21 protein-coding genes are annotated in these 25839 nt (G+C 55.5%); 13 read left to right on the top strand and 8 right to left on the bottom strand.

Annotation, left to right across the window (positions count from 1 at the left end; translation table 11 throughout):
• On the top strand, positions 1 to 1256 hold a 1256-nt coding region (locus tag AC2D8V_RS12380; protein ID WP_484733833.1), incomplete at its 5' end, for a hypothetical protein.
• An 86-nt stretch (positions 1257 to 1342) separates the two neighbouring features.
• Here the strand turns inward: AC2D8V_RS12380 and AC2D8V_RS12375 are convergent.
• The gene (locus AC2D8V_RS12375; RefSeq protein ID WP_484733832.1) at positions 1343 to 1819 is read right to left on the bottom strand and encodes a transglutaminase-like cysteine peptidase; all 477 of its coding nucleotides are present in this window, start codon (positions 1817 to 1819) and stop codon (positions 1343 to 1345) included.
• A 477-nt stretch (positions 1820 to 2296) separates the two neighbouring features.
• Here AC2D8V_RS12375 and AC2D8V_RS12370 point away from each other — a divergent pair, with 477 nt between their 5' ends.
• Complete coding sequence (locus tag AC2D8V_RS12370; RefSeq protein WP_484733831.1) at positions 2297 to 4180, top strand: SLC13 family permease; 1884 nt, start codon at positions 2297 to 2299, stop codon at positions 4178 to 4180.
• A gap of 128 nt (positions 4181 to 4308) precedes the next feature.
• A complete protein-coding gene (locus AC2D8V_RS12365; RefSeq protein WP_484733830.1) occupies positions 4309 to 5277 on the top strand; it encodes a DUF1194 domain-containing protein in 969 nt (322 codons plus the stop codon).
• An 8-nt stretch (positions 5278 to 5285) separates the two neighbouring features.
• Here AC2D8V_RS12365 and AC2D8V_RS12360 read toward each other — a convergent pair whose 3' ends face one another.
• The 4 genes from AC2D8V_RS12360 to AC2D8V_RS12345 form a co-directional block, all read right to left on the bottom strand.
• The gene (locus AC2D8V_RS12360; protein ID WP_484733829.1) at positions 5286 to 7406 is read right to left on the bottom strand and encodes a fused MFS/spermidine synthase; all 2121 of its coding nucleotides are present in this window, start codon (positions 7404 to 7406) and stop codon (positions 5286 to 5288) included.
• Between the two features lie 207 nt (positions 7407 to 7613).
• Positions 7614 to 8906, bottom strand: a complete 1293-nt coding sequence (locus AC2D8V_RS12355) for an ABC1 kinase family protein (protein WP_484733828.1) — start codon at positions 8904 to 8906, stop codon at positions 7614 to 7616.
• A gap of 26 nt (positions 8907 to 8932) precedes the next feature.
• The gene (locus AC2D8V_RS12350) at positions 8933 to 9148 is read right to left on the bottom strand and encodes a TIGR03643 family protein (RefSeq protein WP_484733827.1); all 216 of its coding nucleotides are present in this window, start codon (positions 9146 to 9148) and stop codon (positions 8933 to 8935) included.
• A gap of 82 nt (positions 9149 to 9230) precedes the next feature.
• Positions 9231 to 10292: a sodium-dependent bicarbonate transport family permease gene (locus AC2D8V_RS12345; protein ID WP_484733826.1), complete on the bottom strand. Its 1062-nt coding sequence runs from the start codon at positions 10290 to 10292 to the stop codon at positions 9231 to 9233.
• Between the two features lie 97 nt (positions 10293 to 10389).
• Here AC2D8V_RS12345 and AC2D8V_RS12340 point away from each other — a divergent pair, with 97 nt between their 5' ends.
• The 10 genes from AC2D8V_RS12340 (at position 10390) to AC2D8V_RS12295 (ending at position 22875) form a co-directional block, all read left to right on the top strand.
• Positions 10390 to 11259, top strand: a complete 870-nt coding sequence (locus AC2D8V_RS12340; protein WP_484733825.1) for a LysR family transcriptional regulator — start codon at positions 10390 to 10392, stop codon at positions 11257 to 11259.
• A 183-nt stretch (positions 11260 to 11442) separates the two neighbouring features.
• Positions 11443 to 12468 (top strand): efflux RND transporter periplasmic adaptor subunit, encoded by a 1026-nt coding sequence (locus tag AC2D8V_RS12335; protein ID WP_484733824.1) that lies wholly within the window; start codon positions 11443 to 11445, stop codon positions 12466 to 12468.
• 4 nt (positions 12469 to 12472) lie between these two features.
• On the top strand, positions 12473 to 15535 hold the full coding sequence (locus tag AC2D8V_RS12330; protein ID WP_484733823.1) for an efflux RND transporter permease subunit: 3063 nt from the start codon (positions 12473 to 12475) through the stop codon (positions 15533 to 15535).
• A 4-nt stretch (positions 15536 to 15539) separates the two neighbouring features.
• On the top strand, positions 15540 to 15968 hold the full coding sequence (locus AC2D8V_RS12325; RefSeq protein ID WP_484733822.1) for an ion channel: 429 nt from the start codon (positions 15540 to 15542) through the stop codon (positions 15966 to 15968).
• A 62-nt stretch (positions 15969 to 16030) separates the two neighbouring features.
• Positions 16031 to 16552, top strand: a complete 522-nt coding sequence (locus tag AC2D8V_RS12320) for a CIA30 family protein (RefSeq protein ID WP_484733821.1) — start codon at positions 16031 to 16033, stop codon at positions 16550 to 16552.
• 130 nt (positions 16553 to 16682) lie between these two features.
• On the top strand, positions 16683 to 18107 hold the full coding sequence (locus AC2D8V_RS12315) for a circularly permuted type 2 ATP-grasp protein (protein ID WP_484733820.1): 1425 nt from the start codon (positions 16683 to 16685) through the stop codon (positions 18105 to 18107).
• A 1-nt stretch (position 18108) separates the two neighbouring features.
• On the top strand, positions 18109 to 19050 hold the full coding sequence (locus AC2D8V_RS12310; RefSeq protein WP_484733819.1) for an alpha-E domain-containing protein: 942 nt from the start codon (positions 18109 to 18111) through the stop codon (positions 19048 to 19050).
• On the top strand, positions 19051 to 19848 hold the full coding sequence (locus tag AC2D8V_RS12305; RefSeq protein ID WP_484733818.1) for a transglutaminase family protein: 798 nt from the start codon (positions 19051 to 19053) through the stop codon (positions 19846 to 19848).
• Positions 19849 to 19884: 36 nt separating this feature from the next.
• Positions 19885 to 20616 (top strand): proteasome-type protease, encoded by a 732-nt coding sequence (locus AC2D8V_RS12300; RefSeq protein ID WP_484733817.1) that lies wholly within the window; start codon positions 19885 to 19887, stop codon positions 20614 to 20616.
• A gap of 30 nt (positions 20617 to 20646) precedes the next feature.
• Positions 20647 to 22875: a xanthine dehydrogenase family protein molybdopterin-binding subunit gene (locus AC2D8V_RS12295; protein WP_484733816.1), complete on the top strand. Its 2229-nt coding sequence runs from the start codon at positions 20647 to 20649 to the stop codon at positions 22873 to 22875.
• Between the two features lie 10 nt (positions 22876 to 22885).
• Here the strand turns inward: AC2D8V_RS12295 and AC2D8V_RS12290 are convergent, their stop codons facing one another.
• Genes AC2D8V_RS12290 through AC2D8V_RS12280 form a run of 3 tightly spaced genes read right to left on the bottom strand, consistent with a single transcriptional unit; the run spans position 22886 to position 25704 of the window.
• Positions 22886 to 23665: an IclR family transcriptional regulator gene (locus AC2D8V_RS12290; RefSeq protein WP_484733815.1), complete on the bottom strand. Its 780-nt coding sequence runs from the start codon at positions 23663 to 23665 to the stop codon at positions 22886 to 22888.
• Between the two features lie 12 nt (positions 23666 to 23677).
• A complete protein-coding gene (locus AC2D8V_RS12285) occupies positions 23678 to 25036 on the bottom strand; it encodes a TRAP transporter large permease (RefSeq protein WP_484733814.1) in 1359 nt (452 codons plus the stop codon).
• Positions 25036 to 25704 carry a TRAP transporter small permease gene (locus tag AC2D8V_RS12280; protein ID WP_484733813.1) on the bottom strand — a complete coding sequence of 223 codons (669 nt, stop codon included), beginning with the start codon at positions 25702 to 25704 and terminating at the stop codon, positions 25036 to 25038. The genes AC2D8V_RS12285 and AC2D8V_RS12280 overlap by 1 nt, the downstream gene beginning before the upstream one ends.
• Between the last annotated feature and the right edge of the window lie 135 nt (positions 25705 to 25839).

Here is a 25839-nt window from a genome sequence, read left to right as displayed (position 1 = left end):
CCGGTGACGACACCGGCGATGATACCGGTGACGACACTGGCGACGATACTGGCGACGACACTGGCGACGATACCGGTGATGACACTGGCGATGATACCGGTGACGACACTGGCGACGATACCGGTGACGACACTGGCGATGATACCGGTGACGACACTGGCGACGATACCGGTGACGACACTGGCGATGATACCGGTGACGACACTGGCGATGACACTGGCGATGATACCGGCGACGACACCGGTGATGACACTGGCGACGATACCGGTGATGACACTGGCGATGATACCGGTGATGACACTGGCGATGATACCGGTGACGACACTGGCGACGATACCGGTGATGACACTGGCGATGATACCGGCGATGATACCGGTGATGACACCGGCGATGATACCGGCGACGACACTGGAGGTCCCGGCAACGGTAATTCCAGCAACACCAACGGCAATTCCGGCAACAGCAACGGGAACGGTGCGTCCGACAGCGACGGCAACCAGGGCAACGGCTCTGGCGGCAACGGCTCCGGCGACGGCTCTGGCTCTGGCGGTGGGAATGGCAATTCCAGCAACACCAACGGCAACTCGGGCAACAGCAACGGGAACGGCGCGTCCGACAGTGACGGGAACCAAGGAAACGGCTCTGGCGGCAACGGCTCAGGTGGCGGCAACGGTTCCGGCGGCGGCTCCGGCTCTGGCGGCAACGGCTCAGGTGGCGGCAACGGTTCCGGCGGCGGCTCCGGCTCTGGCGGTGGGAATGGCAATTCCAGCAACACCAACGGCAACTCGGGCAACAGCAACGGGAATGGCGCGTCCGACAGCGACGGCAACCAAGGCAATGGCTCTGGCGGCAACGGCTCCGGCTCTGGCGGTGGGAATGGCAATTCCAGCAACACCAATGGCAATTCCGGCAACAGCAACGGGAACGGTGCGTCCGACAGCGACGGCAACCAAGGCAATGGCTCTGGCGGCAACGGCTCCGGCGACGGCTCCGGCTCTGGCGGTGGGAATGGCAACTCCAGCAACACCAACGGCAACTCGGGCAACAGCAACGGGAACGGTGCGTCCGACAGCGACGGGAACCAAGGCAACGGCCGCGGAAACGGCTCAGGTGGCGGGAACGGTTCCGGCGGCGGCTCCGGTTCTGGCGGTGGGAATGGCAATTCCAGCAACACCAACGGCAACTCGGGCAACAGCAACGGGAACGGCGCGTCCGACAGCGACGGGAACCAAGGCAACGGCCGCGGAAACAACTAAGCGGTCCGCGTCTCGCGTTTCAAAAGCCTGTTTAATAACAAATAACAAAAGCGCGCCTCTCTCATCAGAGGCGCGTTTCTAATTTGTCATCCGCGGACCATCAATCCCACCCACTTACGAGGTGCATCCGGGTTTTGCATGCGTAGAAAAGTATAACCGGTAGCGCTCCATGGTTTGATTTTGTTGGTGAGATTGTCGAGTACATAGTCACCGGAATTGGTGCGCAGAATTAGCACAGCATGACCACGGCGTTTGCGGTCCAATACCGTCGCCATCAACAGCCTTTCTGGTGCAATTCCTGCTTTGATCAGGTGCTTTTTCTTTAACAAGGCGATGTCTTCGCAGTCACCCCGTCGTGAGGAGGGCAAGGTCCAGTAATCAGTTTTGCGATATTGCGATTTGTCCGAAACCTCACGGATCTGGCGGTTGATACTCTTGTTGATCTGGTGGACCACGCCGACATCCGCCTGGGTCAGCTTGGCTGTTGTTCCTCTCGAGGTCGAGCAGGCCCAGTCATACTTGTAACACAACTGCTGTGCGGCTGAAGGTGCGGCAATCGCCATCTTTGCCTGCAAAAAACGGCCATCTAGAGTCGCATGCGCCTGTGTCGGCGTGAGGGTCGCAGCAAAACCGATGATTACGGCAACTGTGCAGAAAAGTATTGTTTTCAAGGCAGAAGGCTGGTTGGTCTGTTGGTCCGCGAGCAGCAACGGTTTGTTCATTTTTCACACCTTTGATGCCTGAACATCATTTGCGCGACCCGTCGTCGATCGCTGGCACCCCCAATGATATGTGTGTCGGGTGAAATGGTCGAAGGTTTGAAGAGAATCCGGCGTTGCTGCGCAGGCCAAGGCGATAATGTGGCCTTTTCCAGTCAGAAAACAGACGGTTCTTCGCAGGAAGGTGTACCATAAGCGCCGAAATTATCCTGTCGTCTCGCCCCGAGGCAAGTAAATCCTTCAACCTGAAGTATCTAAAATAAAGGCATTTATTGTCTTTTGGCGTCTTTGGGGGTTAGGCTTTTGTTCAGGAGGCGCCCCTTGGAAACGATTGAATTGACCCTTCCAATGATGGCAGTGTTGGGGCTGCTTCTTTTTACGGTCACACTTTTTATTTCAGAGATTGTCCGGATCGACCTTGCGGCGATTCTGGTCATGGTCCTGTTGGGGCTGCTGAGCCAAGTACCGGGCCTGCAAACCCTGGCCGATGTCAGCCAGCTATTCGACGGTCTGGCATCGAACGCAGTCGTATCGATTATTGCCGTGATGATCATTGGCGCGGGGCTGGATAAAACCGGATTGATGACGCGGGTGGCCGCTTTGATCCTGAAACACGGGGGCACGACAGAGGCGCGTGTGGTGCCCATCATTTCTGGCACGGTGGGCGTAATATCTTCTTTCATGCAGAATGTGGGCGCAGCAGCTCTTTTTCTGCCTGTTGTAAGCCGGATCGCCGTACGCACCGAACTGCCATTGAGCCGTTTGCTCATGCCTATGGGGTTTTGCGCCATTCTGGGCGGCACGATGACAATGGTGGGATCATCACCTTTGATCCTGCTGAACGATTTGATCCTTACTGCCAATGCAACACTACCGGAAGTGGACCAAATGGATACTTTCGGGCTCTTCTCGGTCACACCGATTGGCGTGACCCTCGTTGCAACAGGTATCCTTTACTTCGTTCTGTTTGGCCGTTGGGTACTACCCAGTGAGCAAAAGGACGGTGACGCGACCAGCGGCAAGTCGCTGAAGGAGTACCTCAAAACGATCTACGGCCTGAAAACTGATATTTTTGAAATTTCCATCCCCGAAGGCCACGCCTGTGCAGGGCGCACTTTTGATGATCTGATGAAAGAGTATCACGTCTACATCATCGGGAGCGGCTACCAGCGCAAGACATGGTTCGCTCCGGTCATCCAGACTGAAATTACCACGCCGTGCCGTCTTGCCGTTTTGGGGCGTGAGAAAGTCATTCGTCACATGACGCAAGAGATGGGTTTTACGCTGCATAGCCAGTTGGACGTGTTCGCCGAAGACTACGCACCGACCAAATCCGGTATTGCCGAGATGGTCATTCCGCCCGGGTCTTCTGTGATCGACAAATGCGCCCATGACCTAGTATTTCGCAAAACCTACGGGGCGAGCTTATTGGCGATCCACCGCAACGAAGAGACGCTCAGCCTCGTTGAAACTGAAGAGCATGAACCCACAGCGGTTGGCGAAGTACCTTTTCACGCAGGCGACACACTAGTCATCCACGTGACCTGGGAGGCGCTCACACGTCTGACAAAGAACCGCGATTTTGTCGTTGTCACAACGGACTTTCCACAAGAAGATCCGCGCCCGTCCAAGGTCGGCTGGGCCGTTTTCTTTTTCCTGATCGCGATCGGGTTGATCCTGCTGACGGACCTGCGTCTGTCGCTGTGTTTGCTGACGGGGGCGGTGGGGATGATACTGTCGCGCGTTCTGGACATAGACGAAGCCTACCGCGCAGTTAGCTGGAGCACCGTGTTCTTGTTGGCAAGCCTGATCCCGCTGGGGCAGGCCGTTCAAACCTCTGGTACAGCCGCATGGATTGCGCAGCAAATTTTGCAATTGCTGGACGGCTGGCCTGTTTGGTCTTTGCAGGCAGGGATGGCCGTGCTGGCGACCATATTCACGCTGATTATGTCGAATGTCGGTGCCACTGTCTTGTTGGTCCCGTTGGCCGTATCCATCGCGGTTGCTGCGGGGGGCGACCCGGCGATTTTCGCACTCACGGTGGCGATCTCGACCTCCAATTCGTTCATCATTCCAACCCATCAGGTGAATGCGCTGATCATGGGGCCGGCGGGGTATCGCGTGGTCGATTTCATGAAGAGTGGCGGCATCATGACCATTCTTTTCCTCATCGTGTCACTCTTCATGATGAATGTTGTCTTTTAAGACGGTCGCGGTCGCTTTTTTCGGGTGGCCCCGCTGTGATGGGGCGGTGGGAAAATCATCTGTTAAAACTTGCCTGCTAAAAAGCTGCAAAACGAGTGGGAGTTGCCTTGTCCTAAAGGAGACGGCAGATGAACTCGAAACGCAGTATCATGCAGGCAGCTTTGGCCCTGCTTATAACATCACTTTTCACGTCAGCGGCAATTGCGCAGGCACAATCGCAAGGGGCGCCGAAGTATGCGTCGGGCCAAATCGATCTGTCCGACCCCACGCGCGTGGACATCGCGCTGGTTTTGGCCGTGGATGTTTCGTCATCAGTTAAATCGGACGAAAGGCTTTTCCAACGCGAGGCTTATGCCGCGGCACTGAGCGATCCGCGGGTGGCAGACATGGCGTTGGGCGGTGGCGCGGGCCGTGTGGCAATCGCCTATATGGAGTGGAGCGGCACACGCTTCCAAAGGGTTTTGCTGCCTATGACTGTGATGTCTTCTCGCGCGGAACTGATGCAATTTGCCCAAGGTATTCTTGCTATTGAAGACGTATCGAATGACCCGATGTTCGTGCAGCCGACAGCCGTTGGCGACGCGCTGATCGCTGCTGAGGCTGCCATGGCAACGCTGCCGTTCCGGGCGCGCGACTACATCATCGATATTTCCGGAGACGGGGTGATCAATGATGGTTCCGGGGTCACGGTGGCGCGAGAGCGCCTTTTGGAGATGGGTCTTACGGTCAATGGGCTGCCAATTGAAGTGACGGGTGAGACACCGGGCCTCAGAGACCCATCCTTCGACCATGTCGCGCGATTTTACGCGGATTGCGTTATCGGGGGTCCGGGTGCGTTTCACCTTATCGCGCGCGGGTTCGGAGATGTCCGCGAGACGCTGATCATGAAGTTGATGCTGGAAATGGCGCAAATATCGCCCGTTGAGAAGCGGCGTATCGCTCGGGCGTGGAACACGACCAATGACAGGCCAGCAGCGCGGATTATTCCAGCCATCGCACTCCAGCTTGGGCCATCTGATCCGCCACCAACTGCCAAAGTTGATTGCGGTGACCCGCGCAGAACAACCTATGGAAATCCGTTTAACATCACGCCCTGAGCTTTTGGCTATTTCAGCGCGGACAGTACATTTGCGCGATCATCGGTCCACGCTGGTTTTTCATCGGCCGTTACCGCCTGCCAGCGCTTGTCTCCCAAAAGGGTGTTGGTCCGGTCATGATCCGTTGAAAGCACCATAACCAGCGATGGTTGCGCACCCGGCGTCGTGATTTCTTCAGGGCTGTCGTGGCGAATAGCGGCGTGGAGCCCAAGCTCGCGCCCGATCCGCGCCAGTGGTTGCGTCAAATCGTAATAGCGGTTGGAAATGTGAAAGACGAGCTGTCCATCCGGTGCCAGACGGTCAAGGTACATCTCAACCGCTTCCACTGTAACAAGGTGCACGGGGATTGAATCCGAGCTGTAGGCGTCAAGAACCATGACGTCGAATGTTATGTCTTGCTGGGCCAGCACGATGCGGGCATCTCCGAGATGTGTCTGTGATCCGGGCGCGCATGAGGACATGAAACTGAAAAGAGATGGCGTACGTGCGACCCTGTCCACCATGTCATCGATCTCATAGAACTCCCACGATTGTCCGGGACGTGCGTAACAGGCCAACGATCCGACACCCAGCCCAACGACTCCGATGCGTGCGGTATCGATCCCGTCCGAGGTCGTCAGAACTTGCGCCATTGGGCTGTTAGGGTGGTAGTAAGACAGCGGTGTGGGGCGCTCACCTGCCGGGGTGACGGCCTGATATCCATGAACAGTCGTGCCATTGGCATAAACCCGCAATCCGTCTTTGTCATAAACGGTATGCGCTCCGAAAAAGCTGCGATCCTTGAACAGATACGCCTCGCGTACCGACAGTGTGTCGGTGACGAGAAAGGCGCTCACTGCAACAAATACGGCCAGCGGCGCACGCCATAATCCACTTGCCACAAGAGTGAAAACTGCCATCGCACCAAGCAACAGCAGTGTGCCACCTGCGTCGCGCAACAGGCCGAAGCCGTAAAGCGCGATACCTACGAGGATAAGGCCGTAAGCGAGGGGTCTTAGTTGCGGCCGCTGCATCCCGATCAGAGCCACAGCCGAAGCTGCGCAGACTGACAGCCAACCTTCATGCAGGCTGTCAAACAGAGACGGTGCCAGGATCGAGTTAAACAGCCCGCCCATCGCACCACCCACAGACATGCAGATGTAAAACAGCGTCAGGTGCGCGCTTTCCGGTCGGTTCTGATAGAGGGTCCGGTGCGCGTGAACTGCGACGACAAAGAGTGCAGGCGCAAATAAAAGGGCGTTACCCCAAGTAGGAAGACCCTTTGCAAAACTGCTCATCAACACTGCCATCAATGCACAGGCACCTGCAGCAAGCTGCGGCAGGAAGCGGTCCGGTACCCATGGCCGGTTGGTAAAGGTCACAACAAACGAAAGAATGTAAAGCGACAGCGGAATTGCCCAGATCAAGGGGAGCGACCCCATGTCGGTGCTGACTTTGGTGGTGATCGCCAACATCAGACTGGATGGCACGAACGCCAGCAAAATCCAGATCGCGACTTGCCTTGGTGCAACGCGCGCGGTGGTCTTCTGAACCTCTGGGTTGGTACCCGATGCGCCCGGGTTGAACTGTGCCAGCAACCCGCTTAGCGCAAGGCACCCACCAAAAATCACAAAGAGTATGGCCCAGCCTGCACCAATGGCGCTCGCGCCGAAAAGCGGTTCTGCCACCAATGGAAAGGCGAGCAGGGCAAGAAGCGACCCCACGTTGCTGGATCCATAAAGAAAGTAGGGATCATGCGCCGAAGGTCCGGCACTTTTTGCATACCATGACTGCAGCAGCGGGGCATTGGCCGACAGCATTCCAAACGGAACACCAACGCCCAGAGCAAAAAGCGAAAGCGTCTGCCAAGTTGTAGATGCCTGCGGGTCGTACACCCATCCTGCGCTGATCGATAATGGTAAAAACAACAGGGCCGCGCCCCAAAAACACAAATGGATCGGCAACTGCCAGCGCAGTGGTGCATAGTGGCTTAGCAGATGGGCATAGACGTAGCCTGCCAGCAAAACCACCTGAAAAAACAGCATTGCGGTCGTCCAAACGGCTGGTGCACCGCCAATATGTGGCAGCACCAGCTTGGCAAATAGTGGCTGGACGAAAAACAACAGGCTGGCGCTAATGAATATGGTCACGGTGAAAACGACGGGGAGCCATATGCCTGCCCGATTAAACACCTGCGACCGGGGCGCTGTGCTGGTTTCGATGCTGGTCACTTGGCGATCCTTTCCCACCGGGTATCTGCTCTGGTTCGCGGATATCCGAGGATTGCGGCCAAATTTAGGTCGCTCTGGCTACAATCGCGCCATAACTCAGGGATTGTTCGGATTTGGGCGGTTTGGCTACAGGTGCTGCTCTATAAGCCTGCGCACGTCCACTTTTGCGCCCAATTGCCCACACAGCAAAAACATGCCGCCAAATTTGCGCTGAACAAATAGCAGATCAATCGGCAGCGGCGGGGGGATGAAACCGTCCTGTGCCAATGCCATGCCCTGTCGCTGCAAATCATTTGCCAACGTGCGATCGCTGAAATTATATGGTCCTGGCTGGTTCATCGTGTCGAAGACCCGCATCATCATGTCAACGATCTGCTTCTGGAATTTATCAGGCGTGTCACTTGCAAAGAAATTCATTTGCAATGCCATGTCCCTCAAACCGGAAAGGTCTTTCGCAAATCCGGCGCGCATCAGGTTTCTGTATTGCTCGGAAACACTTTGCGGGATCGCGCGGGTCGCCCCAAAATCAAGCAGCACGATCTGACCTGATGCGACATCATATCGATAATTCGCAAAATTCGGATCGGTCTGCATCAGGCGATGTTCGAAAAGCTCGGCCATCATCAAGTCGATCATCGCGGTCGCCAAGCCATCACGTTTTTCTTGCGACGCGTTTTGCGCAGATTCTATGGGAGTACCGGGTGCGAACGCCATCGTCAGGATCTCTGGCGTGCTCCACTCTTCAATAAGGTCGGGGACCTGAAAGCGATCATCACTGGCAAGCAGTTTGCCAAACCGGACAAGGCAAGAGGCTTCGCGTGCGTAGTCGGTCTCTTCGTGAAGTTGCTTGCGGGCTTCGTCCAGATAAGGCGCAAGCTCGAACCCCGACGGCAGCATGCCAGACATCCGGATCAGTGCGCCGACGTTAGCAACGTCGCTGTCGATACTTGCCGCGACACCGGGATATTGAACCTTAATTGCAATCTCGCGGGCGTCTTTCAGAGTTGCGCGGTGGACCTGACCAATCGACGCTGCCGCAATCGGGCGCACGTCAAAATGGGCAAACTCGCGCAGCCATCCGTCCGGCCACTGCGCGGCCAGCACCTTTTTCAGTTGTGCAGGCGGCATGAAGTGAGCGTCATCGCGCAATCGGGCCATGATCTGCGCAAGTTCAGGCGGCAGAAACTCCCCTGTATCCATGGATACAAGCTGCCCGACCTTCATCGCCGCGCCGCGCATTTTGGCCAACTGGTCAGCAATACGACTGACGTTGCTGGGCGTCATGAGCAGGTCGCGCCAAACCGGACGGTTTCCCCGGCTTATGGCTGTCAGGCTGCCAACGGCCATGTTGCCGGCAACCCCCGCAGTCATCCCGCCCAGCCGGGCCAGACGGGACAAGCGGGTGGAAGGTAAGGCCATAGCGCGCTTTTCGGGTCGGTGCACGGTCATTTGTAATTCGCGCGGCGATCAGAAAAACTGCGTACGCGCCGCCTCCAAGCCTGATAGCTGCCCGGTTTTAGCTCCGCGCGCATTAACGCTTTGACATCTTTTTCAGCTAGCCCGTATTCGGTCCTGATGGTGTCAAAGCTGGTGTGATCGCACAGCGCCATGTCGATCACGGCGCTGATATCCTGTTGCGAAAGAGAAACCTGCTTGCTCATAGAGCGCAGTTAGCGGTGCAAGCGGTTCCGACAAGGTGTCAATGGCAATCCGGCCCATCGCCACGGCGACGGGCCATTTGCTTTAAAACCCCACAAACCTGTCGGCCAGTATAATAAACAAGGGGATGCTCAGGATCGCGATTGGTGTGCCGAGCCCTGTGGACGCACCGATATAAGCTGAAGGGTTTGCTTGGGGTAATGCACCACGCATTGTCGGCGGGCCGGAGATGTCAGAGCTTGATGCAGCCATGACTGCGATCAGTACGATTCCGCCTGCTGAAAACCCTGTCAGGTGATGCGCCACCAGCCCAAGGCCAAAGCCGATCATCCCGTGAATAATGGGCGCTGTAAGTGCGTAAAGAACATAGGCATGCGCCACTTTGCGCAGTTCGGAAAGCCGCGACCATGCTTCGATACCCATGACAAGCATGAGGACAGACAAAAGACCACGAAACAGCGGTTCATAAAAGCTCGTATAGACGGATTCCGGACGCCCCAAAAGGCCAATAGCAATACCTAGAACCAACGCAGAGATGGCGGCGCTGCGGAATGTGTCCTTGAGGATGCCGCGGACCAATTCCCAGTCAAAGTGACTGCTTGAAGTGCCGGAACTGTTCCCCATTGTCATCGTGCCGCCGCCTTGGACCGCGCCACTGCGCTTTCTTTCCGCGCTCAACTTTGCCAGCACGATGGCAGTGACCAGCGCCGCGATATCCATGAAAGGGTAAAGCGCACCTATAAAGCCTTCGTAGAAAATGTTTTCGTCATCCAGCATGGCCATGCCTGCTGCGAGTGTCGAAGCGGAAACTGCACCGAACAGCCCTGCTGTTGCCATCGCATCCATTTTGGAGACACCGTTCCAGCGCGCGAGCGTGAAACCACCCATCAAAACGATAGCGACGCCAACGGCAGCAGCAGCCAGTGCGGGGACGGTAAGGGCAATCAAGTCTGCTTCGCGGATTGAAATGCCTGCACCAAGACCGACTTTCAGCAACAAGATCATGACGATGAACTTGTAAACAGGATCCGGTACTTTGAGCTTGCTGCCCAAAGCGGCCAGCATCATGCCGCCGATCAGAAACGCCAGCGTAGGCTTTTGCAATTGGGCGACGAGCGTCGCTGCTACATCAAAAAAAACGTCCATATCCCATTCCTCGCCATTGTCCGAAGCACGATATGCGGCAGGCAAGGGCAAAAGAAAAATATATGTTTTAGGAGGAATTGATCTATATAATAGATGAATGGACACGCTGAACTATCATCATCTGCGCTATTTCCGCGAAGTCGCGCATGAGGGTAATCTGACGCGCACGGCTGAGAGGGTGAACTTATCGCAATCGGCACTCTCTACCCAGATCAAAACACTCGAAGACCGGTTGGGCCACAAGCTGTTTGATCGTGTGGGCCGGCAACTTGTGCTGACTGAAGTCGGCCGGATTACGCTTGATCACGCTGATAGAATATTCGGGACAGGTGAGGAACTGGTTTCAATCCTCAAGGGGGTGCACGACGCAACGCCGCCATTAAGGGTGGGGGCTTTGTCCACCCTGTCGCGCAACTTTCAATTACAGTTCCTCGCCCCGTTGATTACGTCTGGTGACGTAGCGCTTAAGTTGAAGTCGGGCAGCGCAGATGTCCTGTTTGCAGGGTTGCGAACGCTGAAATTAGACGTGTTGCTGACGACCGAACCGCCGCATGGAGGCTACGGCGTCGATCTGACGGCACATCGGCTGGCAGAGCAAAGTGTCAGTCTGCACGGGGCACCTCGACGGCTCCGATATCACGACCTCGCTGATCTGCTGGCAAACGAACCACTGATCGTTCCGACAGATACCGCAATCCGCCGCGGCTTTGACAGCCTTGTTGCACGCCTTGGTGTTGTCCCGAAAATCATAGCTGATGTCGACGATATGGCGATGGTGCGTCTGTTGGCGCGTGCGGATGCGGGCGTTGCGGTGGCCCCGGATGTTGTATTGGCTGACGAGATCGCCTCGGGCAGGATTGGCACAGCTTCTTTCGCTCTGAATATCGCTGAAAGTTTTTACGCAGTGACTGCGCAACGCAGTTTTCCGCACCCCGCGCTTGCTGATCTTTTAGCGCGAGCGGTTTGATACAGGCGGCGCAATCGAGGAAACAAAGACTTCACGGCTTTTCAAGCGATGCGTCTAGTGGTTTGATAGCGCCACCACAAAAACCTATCGGGGGCGGTTTGGATGAGATTTGTTATATTGGCTCTAACCGCCGTCATCGCGCTGGCAGGTTGCAGGGAAGAAAAAGCTGAAACAGAGCCGCCCGTGCGCGGCCTAAAAACACATCAGGTCGCGGAAACCGAACGGTTTAGTGTAAGGCGGTTCCCGGCAATCCTTGAAGCATCTGAAATTACTACCCTTTCCTTTGAGGTTTCCGGCAAGTTGGAAGCGGTTGACCTTGATGTTGGCCAGCGCGTCGCGCGTGGTGACTTGATCGCCCAGCTTGATCCGGCATCACTAGAGCTTCAGGTCAGAAACGCTGAATCAGCGGTGGTCGAGGCGAAAGCGGCGGCGCTGAACGCACGTGAAAATGCTGAACGTCAGCGCGAGTTGTTCGCGCGCGGGTCCGTCACCAAGGTCGTGTCAGATGATGCCACAACGCAATCGGAGATCGCTGACGCGACCCTTGTGCAGGCAGAAACGTCGTTGGATGATGCGCGTGAAAATCTCAGCAAGGCGACACTGAGCGCACCTTTTGACGCCATCATCAATTCGGTGGAGGTTGACAGCTTTGCCACGATATCAGCAGCGACACCCGTTGTGCAGATATATCCCGACGACAGTTTCGAGGTTGCCTTTTCGGTCAATTTTGACACCGTTAACCGTCTGGTCGTCGGCAAAACGGCAACTGTTCGGCTTGCTGATCGACCTGATATCATACTCGATGCGGTTGTCAGTGAAATCGGATCACGCGCCGATGCGGTATCCAGTTTTCCGATTGTTCTGACCTTGCAGGAACAGCATCCGCTCCTGAAGGCGGGTATGGCCGTTGAGGCTGCGATCGAGTTTGAGCTGCCCGCAGAGGAGGGCTTTACGCTGCCGTTAAGTGTGGCAATTATGGACGGCCAAGCCTCACAGCCGAGTGGTCCTCGGGGCTCATCGAAAATGGGCGTCTACGTATATGACGAGGCGAGTAGTACGGTCACGCGCCGGGAAGTAACGATCGGCGGTATCCGCGGAAACTACCTGATTGTTGTTGACGGGCTGGAAGTCGGTGACCGCGTGGCCTCGGCGGGGGTTTCGTTTCTGCGCGAAGGACTGCATGTAAAACTTCTGGACGACGAGAGTTGATCCCGTGGAAGGTTTGACGCGTTTCGGGATCGAGCGTTCCCGCCTGACAATATTGGCGATGATCGGTGTTATGCTGGTCGGCTTGATGACGTACATCACTCTGCCAAAGCGAGAAAACCCGGCCATTACTATCCGTAGTGCTGTTGTGATTGCACAATTCCCGGGAATGGAACCGGAGCGCGTCGAAGAGTTACTGGCAACGCCATTGGAGCGTGCCGCACGCGAATTGACCCAAGTGGAGGACATCTCGTCACTGGTTACGGTAGGTCAGGTCAAGCTCACGGTTGAGATGTTCGAAGAGATTGACGCAGACGACCTTGAGGTCGCATTTCAGGATCTGCGTACAAAGATGGAAGACTCGGTCGGCGAACTGCCAGAAGGATCGCTCGGACCATTTATAAACACAGACTATGGCGATGTTGCCGTGGCAACGATCGCCGTGACCGGTGAGGGGTACAACTACGCCGAGATTTATGACGCGGCGGAGGACTTGCAGCAGGGGTTGTATCAGGTCGAGGGCATCACAAAAGTTACCTTGTCTGGCGATCAGGAAGAACGGATCTGGCTGGAGATCGATAACAGGCGCCTTGCCAGCGTTGGGGTGCAGATCAGCACGGTTCTTGCAGATTTGCGCGCTCAAAACGTTATTTTGCCCGCCGGCGAAATAGACGCATCCGGAACCAACATCGTTCTTGAAGCAAATGGCGATCTTGAGACCGTCGAAGAATTGGAAAACGTGCTAACGCAGCTTGAGGGCAGCAACAACCTGATACGGCTGCGCGACCTGATGACTGTGCGGCGCGGTTTCGTGGACCCGATGCAAAACCCGGTGTTTTTCAATGGCGCACCGGCTGTTTTGGTCAGCGTCGAGATGTCGGATGATCGTGATATCCAAAAGATTGGCCATGATCTGAAGGTCGCGATACCGCTGCTTGAGCAGAGGCAGCCGATTGGTATCAGCTTCAATATTTCAACGTTTCAAGAAACAAATGTCACCATGGCGATCAACAACGCTCTGTCAAATGTTGCCCAGACGTTTGTAGTCGTGTTGCTCGTGATGCTGGTGTTCCTCGGGTTTCGTCCGGCACTTATCGTGGCATGCATTGTTCCGTTCACTGTGACCTTCGCGCTTATGGGAATGTCGCAGTTTAGCATTGACATAGAACAGATATCGATTGCAGCCGTGATTATTTCGCTGGGGCTCTTGGTAGATAACGGGCTGGTCGTCGTCGAGGATATCGAGGCACGCATCCTTAAGGGCACGAAACCTGAACAGGCGGCGATTGAAGCGGGGGGGCAGTTTTTCGTGCCTCTTGCTGTCGCATCAATTACGACAGTTTCCGCTTTTATTCCGATGCTCATTTTGGACGGAACGTCGGGGGAATTTGCCTTCTCTCTTGGGGCGGTGGTTGCGATCATGTTGCTGGGGTCGTGGCTCACAGCCCATTATATTTTGCCATTTCTTGCTGCCCGCACGTTGAAGCCAAAAGAAGCACGAGAGGGGGAAAACAGACTTGTTGCGGTTTACGGTATGCTTATTCGAAAGACGTTGCGTTTTGGCATTCCGATTATTGTGCTGTGCTACGGGATTGTCTTCTTGGGCAGCACTGTATTCGGCTCGCTGAAAAGCGAGCAGTTTCCGCTAAGTGAAAGAGCGGAATACCTTGTTTACCTGAACATGCCCAAAGGCACCGCAATCTCTGCCACGCGGGAAGAGACCTTGCGTTTTATCGAGTGGCTGCACAACCAAGAGATCAATCCCGAAGTAGCAAATACCACCGCATTTATCGGGCACGGCGGGCCACGCTTTTATCTGGCGCTGGAGCCGGCGGATACTGATCCATCTTCATCTTTCATCGTGGTGAATACCAACGACTTCGAAGAAGCAGTTGCGGCCTCTGAACGCGCGCGGCGATATTTGTACGAGCAACATCCGGCTGCGCGGGCGCGTGTCACTCGGTTGTCCATGGGCGGCGCTGAATCCGGGATTGTCGAAATCGAAATCAGAGGGCCAGATGCAGACGTAATGCTGACAGCGGCAAAAAGGGTTGAAGAGGCATTTGCCGAGGTGCCGGGAATCATTCTGAACGAGAACGACTGGGGCAACAAAACGCTCAAGATCACCATGAACGTCCTGCAGGAAAAAGCACGCGAGCTCGGTACCACGTCCGAGGATATATCGAATGTTATGGCGGCCTATTTCTCTGGTGCAACCGTATCCACGTTCCGCGACGGGTCGGACAGTATTCCGATTGTGGTGCGGGCCGAAGACTACTACCGCGATAGCCTCGAAGATTTGATGAACTTGTCGATCCCAACAGCCAATGGTCTGATTTCGCTTGATCAGGTAGCGGTGTTTGATCCGCGTCTGGAACTTTCGCAGTTGCGGCGGGAAAATCAGGTGCGACAGATCATCATCTCTGGGAAAAGTGAAACGATCGCGGCTTCGGAAGTGGAAAAGCTGCTGGCGCCAACGCTGGCTGGCCTTGATCTGGGGCCGGACTACGAAATCGAGATCGAAGGGGAATCTGCAAACGCAGCGGAGGCGAATGAAAAGTTGGCAGCGGGCATGCCTTATGCGTTGATTGTCATGATTGCTGCACTTGTGTTCCAGTTCAATTCGTTCCGGCGGGTTTTGCTTACTTTTATGACCATTCCGCTGATCCTTGCCGGAGCGCCGCTTGCATTGGCGATGGCAGGCATGCCGCTGTCGTTTTTTGGTATTCTTGGGCTCATTTCCTTGATGGGGATCATCATCAACAACGCGATTGTTCTGATCGACCAGATCGATATCGAGCGCAAAACGCAATCGCTGGATGATGCGATAGTTGCCGCGAGTAAAAAGCGGGTGACACCGGTGATGCTGACATCGCTGACGACGGTTCTGGGGCTGTTACCCATGGCCATTGCGGGCGGTGCCCTTTTTGAACCGATGGCTGCCTTGATGATTGGCGGCTTGGTGCTTGCGTCCCCGCTCACGCTGATATTTGTGCCTCCTGTATATCGCCTGTTGTTCATTCGGGACGCGCGGCGTGAGGGAGTCGAGGAACGGGGCGCTGTAGCTTGAGGTGATGGTTCTGACTCAAATATCGCTGGGCAGCATCATTATGATCGGATGCACCCTTTTTCAGATCGGTGTGATCGGATGGATTGTGCGCCGTTTGCGCCAATTCGCAGCGTTCAGACAACAAGCGACCGTGCGGCAAGCTTTCAATTTCTCCGCGATCGTGTTCTTTCCGATGCTGTTCGCGCACACTGTCCACATCTATCTCTGGGCGCTAATGATCTGGTTGCTGGGCGCCTTGCCCGGGTATGAAGAGCCGATTTATTTCTCGCTGGTTACATATACGACGGTTGGCTACGGTGACGTCACATTGGCAAAAGACTTTCGAATTTTCGGAGCGATGGCATCGGTCAACGGGATACTGTCATTCGGCCTTTCAACGGCCTTCCTCGTTGGGCTGTTTTCCAACATTGTTGAATCATTGCGCGATGACTGACTTGGCTACGCGCCATGCCAGTTTATGTGCACCGGCTAAGTAAGAGGTGCGGCATTCAATCGGTGACTGGCGTACGTAGCATTTGCATGGGAGTGCAAGCGATGTCCGAAGAGTTCGATCTGCAGCGATTGGAGCCGGAATGGGAATTTGTTTCTGATCATGTCATGGGTGGCGTGTCTGAAGGCGAGGTGTCGCGTCAGCATCAAAAGGGTGCCCGACTGACAGGGCAGGTGTCGCTGGATAACAATGGCGGTTTTGTGCAGATGGCGTTTGATCTGCAGCCCGATGGGGGCGCCATAGATGTTTCCACCTGGAAAGGGTTGCAGATGGAGGTGTGCGGTAACGGAGAAAGCTACGAAGTACGCCTACGAACTGAAAAGCTGACCCGTCCTTGGCAGTCCTACACGTTGGATTTTAATACCACGAAGAGTTGGCAGACCACTCAGCTGCCCTTTGCACACTTTATGCCACACCGGACTGAAGTGCCTCTGGATCTGTCCGGGCTGCGAAGGATCGGAGTGCTTGCCGTTGGCCGTGAGTTCGTGGCCGATGTGACAGTAAGGTCAATAGCACTTTACCGATGACCGATTCTGCGGTGCCAGGAAACGGTTAACATTTAGGCAGGCTCAGGCCGCGAAGGCCCGGCTTTTCGTTGCCAATAGGTGTTTTGGTAAACTTGCTTGCACTGACGTTAAGCAGCGTTACGCTTGAGGTATGTCGAAAAAAGCAAACCATTTCAGCGAAATGTCAGTCGGCGATAGCGTGCGTACGCCATATGCGTCCTATCAGGCGTGGTTCGAAGAGCAGCAAGTCGAACGACTATCCAGAAAGGCGCAAGAAGCCGAAGCATTCTTTCGCAGAACGGGTATTACCTTCAACGTTTATGGGCAAGACGATGCCGAGGAGCGTTTGATCCCCTTTGATCTGGTTCCGCGCATTTTGTCCAACTCTGAGTGGTCAAAGCTTTCACGTGGGATTGAGCAACGTGTCCGCGCGATCAATGCTTTTCTGCACGATATCTATAACCGGCAGGAGATCCTGCGCGCGGGTGTCGTACCCATCGATCTGGTTGCAAACAACGAAGCTTTTCTCCCCGAAATGATGGATTTCAGCCCTGCTGGAAACGTATACACCCACATTGTTGGTACAGACATCGTGCGCACCGGTGAAGACGATTTCTTTGTACTGGAAGACAATGCACGGACCCCATCAGGCGTCAGCTACATGCTCGAAAATCGCGAAACGATGTTGCAAATGTTTCCCGAGTTGTTTTCCAAGATCAAAGTGCAAAGGGTCAGTGATTACCCAAAAAACCTGCGCCGATCGCTGGAAGCCTCGGCGCCGCCCGGTTGCAATGGGCGACCCTGTGTTGTCGTGCTGACCCCCGGCATTCACAACTCTGCCTATTACGAGCACAGCTTTCTGGCAGACCAGATGGGCGTCGAACTTGTCGAAGGGCATGACCTTCAGGTGATTGACGGCCATATCGCTATGCGAACCACGCGCGGCTACAAGGTGATTGATGTGATCTATCGCCGCGTCGATGATGCATTTTTGGACCCTCTGACATTCAATCCGACGTCAATCCTCGGCGTTCCGGGGATCATGGACGTCTACCGCGCGGGCTATATCACGATCACAAACGCGCCTGGTACGGGGGTCGCAGACGACAAGGCAATTTACAGCTATGTGCCCGACATCGTGGAGTTTTACACCGGCGAGAAAGCTATTTTGAAAAATGTGGAGACGCACCGGTGTGCAAAGCCCGATACGCTCAAGTATGTTTTGGACAATTTGGCTGATCTGGTTGTCAAAGAAGTTCATGGCTCTGGCGGGTACGGTATGCTGGTGGGTCCGGCCGCGAACAAGAAAGAGCTTGCTGACTTTGCCGAAAAGCTAAAAGCCAATCCCGCGAATTACATCGCGCAGCCTACCTTGTCGCTGTCCACCGTGCCGATCTTGACAGAGGCCGGGCTCGCGCCCCGGCACGTTGATTTGCGCCCGTTCGCGTTGGTGTCCCCCGATGAGATAAACATCGTGCCGGGCGGTCTGACGCGGGTAGCGCTGACCGACGGAAGTCTTGTGGTCAACTCCAGTCAGGGTGGGGGCACGAAGGACACTTGGGTGTTGGAGAGCTGACATGCTAGGAAAAACAGCCGGCGGTCTCTATTGGATGTTCCGATATCTTGAAAGAGCCGAAAACACAGCGCGGCTCATTGAGGCGGGGTTTCGAATTGCGCTGACACGGTCCTCTGATCCGGCTTCTGAGTGGAAGTCGGTCATCGTGACCTCGGCTGCTCAGAATGCCTATCAAGCCAAGTACAGTATTTATAACAGCGCCCATGTCACGGACTTCCTGCTCCGTGATCCGGAAAATCCAAATTCGGTACTGTCGATTATCAAAACTGCCCGGGATAATGCACGGCTCACCAGAACCGCGTTGACGACCGAAGTTTGGTCGGCCGTCAACGAGACATGGATGCTTTTCACAAAACTGCTGCGCGAACCGATACCAGAAACAGACCTGCCTGAAGTACTCGATGCGATACGTCGACAGTCCGCGTTGGTTCGTGGTGCTTTACACGGCACGATGCTGCGGAACGACATTTACGACTTTTGCCGCCTTGGCACATTCATTGAACGGATGGATAGTACAGCGCGGATCATCGACGTTAAGTATTACGCTCTCTTGCCCGCTACGTCCTTTGTAGGCAGCAGACTTGATAACGTACAGTGGGAGACAATCCTTCGGTCAGTCTCCGCGCACTCTTCGTTTCGGTGGGCGGTCGAAGGTGGGTACAACGCGCCCAACATCGCCGAGTTTCTCATTCTTGACCGTCGATTGCCCCGCTCTTTAGCCTTTTGCGCAGGGCAGATCGTTGAAAACCTGACCTATTTGGCAGAAGACTACGGCGGAGCTGGTGAAAGCCTGAACAAGGCCAAGGCGCTCCACCAAAAGATCAAGAGCAAGACGATCGACTCAATCTTTGATGAAGGTCTCCACGAGTTTCTGGAAGCAAATATTTCCCAGACAGCGCAAATTGGTGCGCTGATCGAAGAAGAATACAGGTTTATCCGCTAGATGAGACTTTCGATCAAACATACAACGCAGTACGACTATGAGGCGCCGGTGATCTTTGCATTGCAGCGGATCCGGCTGCGGCCGGATACAAACAAGCTGCAAACTGTGGATGCTTGCGAATTGGAAATTGACGGTGGCCAAATCGAAACGCGCTACCGCGATCACTATGGAAACCAGGTAGATCTGGTAAGTGCGACACCGGGTACGCAAAGCCTGACGATAACTGCTCGGGGTGCGGTAGATACCCATGACCTTGCCGGAGTTCTGGGCCATGTATACGGGCGCGCGCCACTGTGGCATTTCATGCAAGCGACACAGCTTACCCAAGCGGGCAACCGCGTCTGCGAACTTGCGCAAATTCTTACAGCTTCCGGAGATGACATCGCGCAGTGTCATGCCCTGAGTACGGCGATCCTGAAAGCGGCTCCTTATGAATTCGGGCATACGAAGGCAGAGACATCCGCGGAAGGCGCGCTGGAGATCGGCCGCGCCGTTTGTCAGGATCACGCCAACATCTTTGTCGCGGCCGCGCGAAAGGCTGGCTACCCTGCGCGGTATGTAAGCGGCTACCTGATGATGAATGATCGTATTGATCAGGATGCAAGCCACGCTTGGGCCGAGGTGCATCTTGATGGGCTCGGGTGGGTCGGGTTTGACGTTTCAAACGGGGTGTGCCCGGATGAGCGTTACGCCCGCCTTGCCATTGGTCGGGATGCGCGGGATGCCGCACCGATTTCGGGCCTGCGTGCGGGCAGCGGTGATGAATCGATGATTGTATCTTTGCAAGTGCAGCAGTAAATCTGATCTGATTATACACCTTCCAGATGGACAAAGATGACCTATTGCGTTGGCATGCGCTTGAGTACCGGCCTTGTATTCATGTCCGACACCCGCACCAACGCGGGTGTTGACAATTTTTCGACCAGCCGAAAACTCTTTAACTGGACTATCGCAGGAGAACGCTCGATCACGCTGATGACCGCGGGAAATCTCGCGACGACGCAGGCTATGGTCAGCTTGCTGGAAGAACGCTCCGAGCCGGTAGGTGATCGTGACCCGGGTATTTTGAGTCAACCTTCGATGTTTCAGGTGGCGCGTCTGGTCGGGGCCACGCTGAAAGAAGTCATCGCTTATTCCAGCCCCAATGGGCCCACATCCAACGACCAGTTCAGTGCATCTGTGATTGTCGGAGGTCAGATAAAGGGCGGCAAACCTACGATTTTTCTGGTTTACCCGCAGGGAAACTTTATCGAAATAACCGAAGATACGCCGTTTTTTCAGATCGGTGAGACCAAATACGGCAAGCCTATCCTGGTACGTGGCTATGACGCAGATATGGGGTTTGACGAGGCGCTGAAGCTGCTGCTCGTGTCGTTTGACAGCACGACAAAGTCCAATCTTTCAGTAGGGCTGCCTTTTGATTGTCACGTCTACGAAAGTGACAGCTTTTCCGATGAATGGCAGGTGCGTATCGAGGCGGATGATGAAATTTACCAGCAGATCTCGGCTGGTTGGGGAGATGCGCTGAAATCTGCGCTTGACCAGTTGCCGGGCTACGAGGTTTGATCCAGTTATCCCAAGCTGAAAGTGTTGCCTATGACATCTGCACGCAAAATTTTGCGACGCAGTTTTCTGATTGGATCGGCGGCAGTTGCCGGTGGCGTTGCCTTTGGCGCTTACCTCGTGGTGCGGACACCGGACAATCCTCTTACCGCCTCGTTGCCGTCAGGCGGGGCAAGCTTTAACCCGTGGGTCAAGATTACCGCTGACAAAATCACGTTGATTACACCGCATATCGATGTCGGGCAGGGGGCGGTGCACATGCAGGCGCTTTTGCTGGCGGAGGAGCTCGATCTTGAGTTCGGACAGTTCGAGACTGCGTATGGTCCACCCGCGAAGGCTTATTACAATACGGCGATGGCCGAAGAGGGTGTGCCCTTCAGCAGCCGAGATCGCGGCGCCGTCGCAACCGCTGCACGCACCGGCGTTGCAGGGGTGATGAAGATTATCGGGTTGCAGGGAACAGGCGGCTCCACCTCGGTCCCCGATAGTTTTGACAAGCTGCGCGCTGCTGGCGCAACGGCGCGGGAAACGCTGAAGCTGGCAGCCTCGCAAGAGACAGGCATTGCCACCTCGGATTTGTCCACCAACGCTGGTGCAGTTGTATTGCCAGATGGGACCCGGATACCCTACCAGGCCCTCGCTGCCACAGCGGCAAGCCTTGAGCCTGTGAGCGACGTTGCACTGCGCCCCCCCGAGGCGTGGCGGCTGATCGGAACGGACAGGGCACGCAGCGATTTGACGGCAAAGTCGACGGGCCGTCAGACGTATGGCATTGACATGCGCCTGGACGGGATGGTGCACGCTGCGCTCAGGCTGAGCCCCACCCGCGCTGCACCAGTGCAATTTGACACCGCGGCGGCGCAGTTGGTCGATGGTGTTCAAAAAGTCATGCGCGTACGCGATGGTTTTGCGGTGGTCGCAGACACAACGTGGGCTGCGATGCAGGCGGCGGACCTTATTGATGTCACTTGGGGCCCGGCTGAGTATCCAGCAGAACAAAGCGAGCATTGGGCGTTGCTTGACCAGTCTTTTACCGAAGATGCGCTCGACAAGGTCTGGCGTCAGGATGGTGATGCGGCTGCGCCGCGTCCCACGCAGGCGACCTACCGTGCGCCCTACCTGGCACACCAGCCGCTGGAGCCGCTCAATGCAACAGCTTTGTTCAGTGAAACCGGTGTCGAGGTTTGGGCGGCGTCTCAGCTTCCGCGCATAGCCCAGCAAACGCTGGCGAAAGTCGCCGGCGTGGCGACAGACGCAGTGACTTTTCACAATCAGACATCAGGTGGGAGTTTTGGCCACCGACTTGAGCTTGGCGTGATGGTTCAGGCCGTCGAGGTGGCGCAGCAAATGCCCGGCGTTCCCGTCAAACTGACGCTTCGTAGAGAAGAAGATTTCGCTTGGGATTATCCCCGGCATATCGGCGTCGCCCGGTGTAGCGGTGCCGTTTCAGAAGGCCATGTCACCGCACTTGCGCTCGATATTGCGTCGCCTCCGGTCATTGTTTCACAGACATCGCGGCTTGGCACACCTGCGCCCGGGCCTGACCTGCAAATCGCGGCAGGTGCGTGGAATGCGCCTTATCAGATTGACAGTTTTCAAGTTCGTGCATTTCGTGTTGACGGTCTGGCGCCAGTTTCAAGCTGGCGGTCGGTTGGTGCTTCTGCTGCTGGTTTCTATTTGGAAAGTTTCCTTGATGAGTTGATATTCGAGGCGGGTGCCGATCCTGTGCAAGAGCGACTGCGTCTTTGCACGTGGGACGTTGCGCGAAATGTGCTGGAGCAGGTGGCAGAAATGTCCAATTGGGCGGGAGAGCCGCTTGCGCCGGGCAAGGGCAGAGGGGTCGCGCTGGTCGAGAGTTTTGGTGTTCCGGTGGCTGAGGTTGTGGAGGTTACAGCAACGCCAAAGGGTATTCGACTAGATCATGTTTGGGCCTCGGCAGACGCGGGGCGCGTGATTGACCCGTCCAATTTCGAGGCGCAAATCCAAGGTGGCATTATTTGGGGACTAGGCCATGCGATTAACTCCGAGCTGACCTATGCAAATGGCCGCGCGGACCAGTCCAATTATCATGATGCTGAAGGGCTTAGGCTTTACCAGACGCCAAAAATTGATGTTAGCTGGCGCGAAGCAAACCCTGTTTTGCGCGGTATCGGCGAGCCGCCGGTACCTCCTGCAGCGCCTGCGCTGGCCAACGCGGTTTTTGCGGCTACCGGTGTGCGGTTGCGCGAAATGCCGTTCTTCAAGCAGGTTGATTTTGTCTGATTGCTTAATGTCAGGCGTTGATCAGTTCCGACAGTTCATTCGCCGCGACTTGCAGTACCTCGACGTGGTCTATCAAAGCGTTCAGACCAAGTCGTTGCAGCGGAGCGTGTACTGAGAGGGTAGAGACAAGGCGCCCTTGCGGGTCCATGATTGGAACTGCCACAGCCGCCATGCCTTCCATGAATTCTTCATTGTCCGTCGAGTATCCGCGCTTTCTGGTCGTTTCGAGTTCTGTGCGCAGCGCGGTCTGGTCGGTTATTGTGCCCGGTGCGTGGCGGCCAAGGGTGACGCTATTCAGGAACCGGTCAAGGTAGGAATTGCGCAACGAAGACAGATACATCTTGCCACTCGCAGTGCAATGAAACGGTACCTGCGAGCCAACGGGCAATTGAATACGAAGGGGCCAGTGTGTCTCTACGCGGTCAAGGTATGTCATGCCGTCACGGTCGGGCGTCGCGATGTTGCAGGTTTCGCCGATCTCTTCAGCAACACGGCTGAGGATTGTCAGGCGCACCATGCGCACTCTTTGCGAAGAAACAGTGTTAACCGCGAGGCGGCGGAGACGAGGGCCGGGGCTATAAGACCGGCCATCGATATCTCTTTGAAGATACCCTGCCTCTTCGGCTGTATGAAAAAGCCGGTGAAGCGTGGGTTTGGGAAGGTTCAGTTGATCCTTTATCGCCGAAGGCGTTACCGGGACACCCGCCTTGGCGACCTCCTCCAACAAGACCAATAGACGAAGGTTGGTCGGGATTTGCCCCTGTTTTGCTGAAGAAAGGTCGTCAGGCATGGTTATTCCTCTTTACCGGTCAGGCAGCAGCATTAGCGCCATTTCGGGTGTCAACGCCACAAAGATCCAAGTGGCCATAAGAGCCAGCAAGTACATTGTAGAGTAACGCAGAAGCCGGAAGTAAGGCACCCCTGTCACACCGGACGCGACGTAAAGGTTCAGGCCGTAGGGTGGCGTGATGAACCCGATGGACGCGCCGACGAGGAAGATGACCGAGAAGTGGATAGGATCAACGCCGACACTGGCCGCAATCGGTGCCAGAATGGGCGCCAGAATGATCGTAACCGGCAGCGATTCAAGCACCATACCCGACACGAAAACGATCAGCATCGCAGTGGCAAGGACAGCATAGTAGCCCCCCATCGAGATCACGAAATCACCGATCACCTGTTGCGCACCCAGAAGCGACAGGATTTGCTGCATCACAACCGAGATTGCGATCAGCGGTGCAAGGATGCCGGTGATCTGCGCCGAACGCACGACAATGCTTGGGATTTCGAGAATGGTGAAACCATCCACCAAAAGCATTTCAGCCCAGCCTTTTTCCTGCCAGTCCTTGTCATCCGAGATGTGGAACAGGTGGCTCAAAGCCCAGCTGAGAAGTCCGGCAATCACACAGAAACCTACGGTCACGCCCGCGGCTTCGGTTGGTGAAAACTTACCCGTGTAGATGCCCCAGAGTACAAGCCCGATTGCGAAAAAGCCCAGCCATGCACCCAGCGCGGTTTTCATGATCCGTGCGATTTGCAGCGGGATCAGGTAGCCCCAGCCGTTTGCGCGGCAGATTATCCAGCAGGCAAACTGCATGGCAAATACCATCAAGGCTCCGGGGATGATGCCGGCCACGAACAGGTCCGAGATCGGCAGGTTCATCAAGAAGCCGTAGACGATGAAGATAATCGAGGGCGGAATGATGATACCCACGGTGCCGCCAGCCGCCGCTGTTGCGGCCGAGAAGCGTTCGTCATATCCGCCTTTGACCATTTCTGGATGCAGCATCGAACCGATCGTTGCAGTCGTCGCTGAGTTCGAACCAGAGATCGCGGCAAAAAGCCCGCACGCACCAAGGCTCGCCATGGCCAGGCCTCCCCTGAGCCAGCCCAGACAGGCATAGGCAAAGTTCGATAGCCTTCGGGCGATACCCGACTTGTTGATCAAATCTCCCGTCAGAATAAAGAGCGGCATCGCCAAAAGCGCAAAGCCTTTGTTGAAGACGTTCATCAGTTCTGAGCCCATGTTGTCGAGCGTCAGCCCCAACACGAAAGAACAGCCAATGACCCAATAGGCGATGACAAGGAAAACGGGCACACCCATCATAAACAGGAAGGTGACCGCCAATGAGATCAGCGTTATCAGAGAACCGTCAGTCATTATGTATCTCCCCCGATAACAGCCTGTTCGATAAGCTTGTCGCCATTACGATAGCGGCGCAGGTCCTCGAAAAGGTTCTGAAATGCGCGGCCTGCCATCAATACCGCTGCGATCGGAGCGGTAATCAGGAACCACCATTGCATGGTATTGTCCGTGCCCAGAACGATCTGGAAGTTTGCGGCTGAGTTGGCTGTCAGGCTGCATGTCGTCACAAAGAGGATCAGCGCGAAGCCGAACCACAGCAGGAAATCCAGAAACAGGCAGGCCATTTGCCCAGTTGGCGGCATCTTGGTCCGGAATTCTGAAAAACTCAGGTGTGTGCGCAGACGAATATTGTATGAGGCGCCATACCACGCCATCACCATGAAAAGGAACGGTGGGATCGTCGTCGACCACGGCTGCTGGTTGCTGAAAATAAACCGGTCGATTACGCCCCAGAAGATGATGAAGGCGATCGCAAGGTAGCTGTACACCATAATGGTGCGCTCCAGGTGTCTTTCGACGAAGGGCACCGTGCGATATATGGTGGCGACAATAAGACCGCCCGCCACCAAGACTATAATACCAAGATACCACTTGGCACTCGAGCGCAGAGCAGCCGAAATCTCAAAGCTGTCTTGCGATGCAACAGCCGAGAGTATCGTGCCCATTTCTGAAAAAACTGACAAACCCTGTCCCTCCCAAAGGTTTGATCCGCGCCTGCATTCATAATCTGCCAAAGGCGCGCTTGCGCACGCCTGCATTCATTTTCGTTAATGCTGCGGACAAAAGGACCGGCCCCCGGAAAGGGGACCGGCATTTTG

The sequence above is a fragment of the Roseobacter sp. YIN89 genome, assembly GCF_057219365.1.
This window is presented reverse-complemented; position numbering and strand designations above follow the sequence as displayed.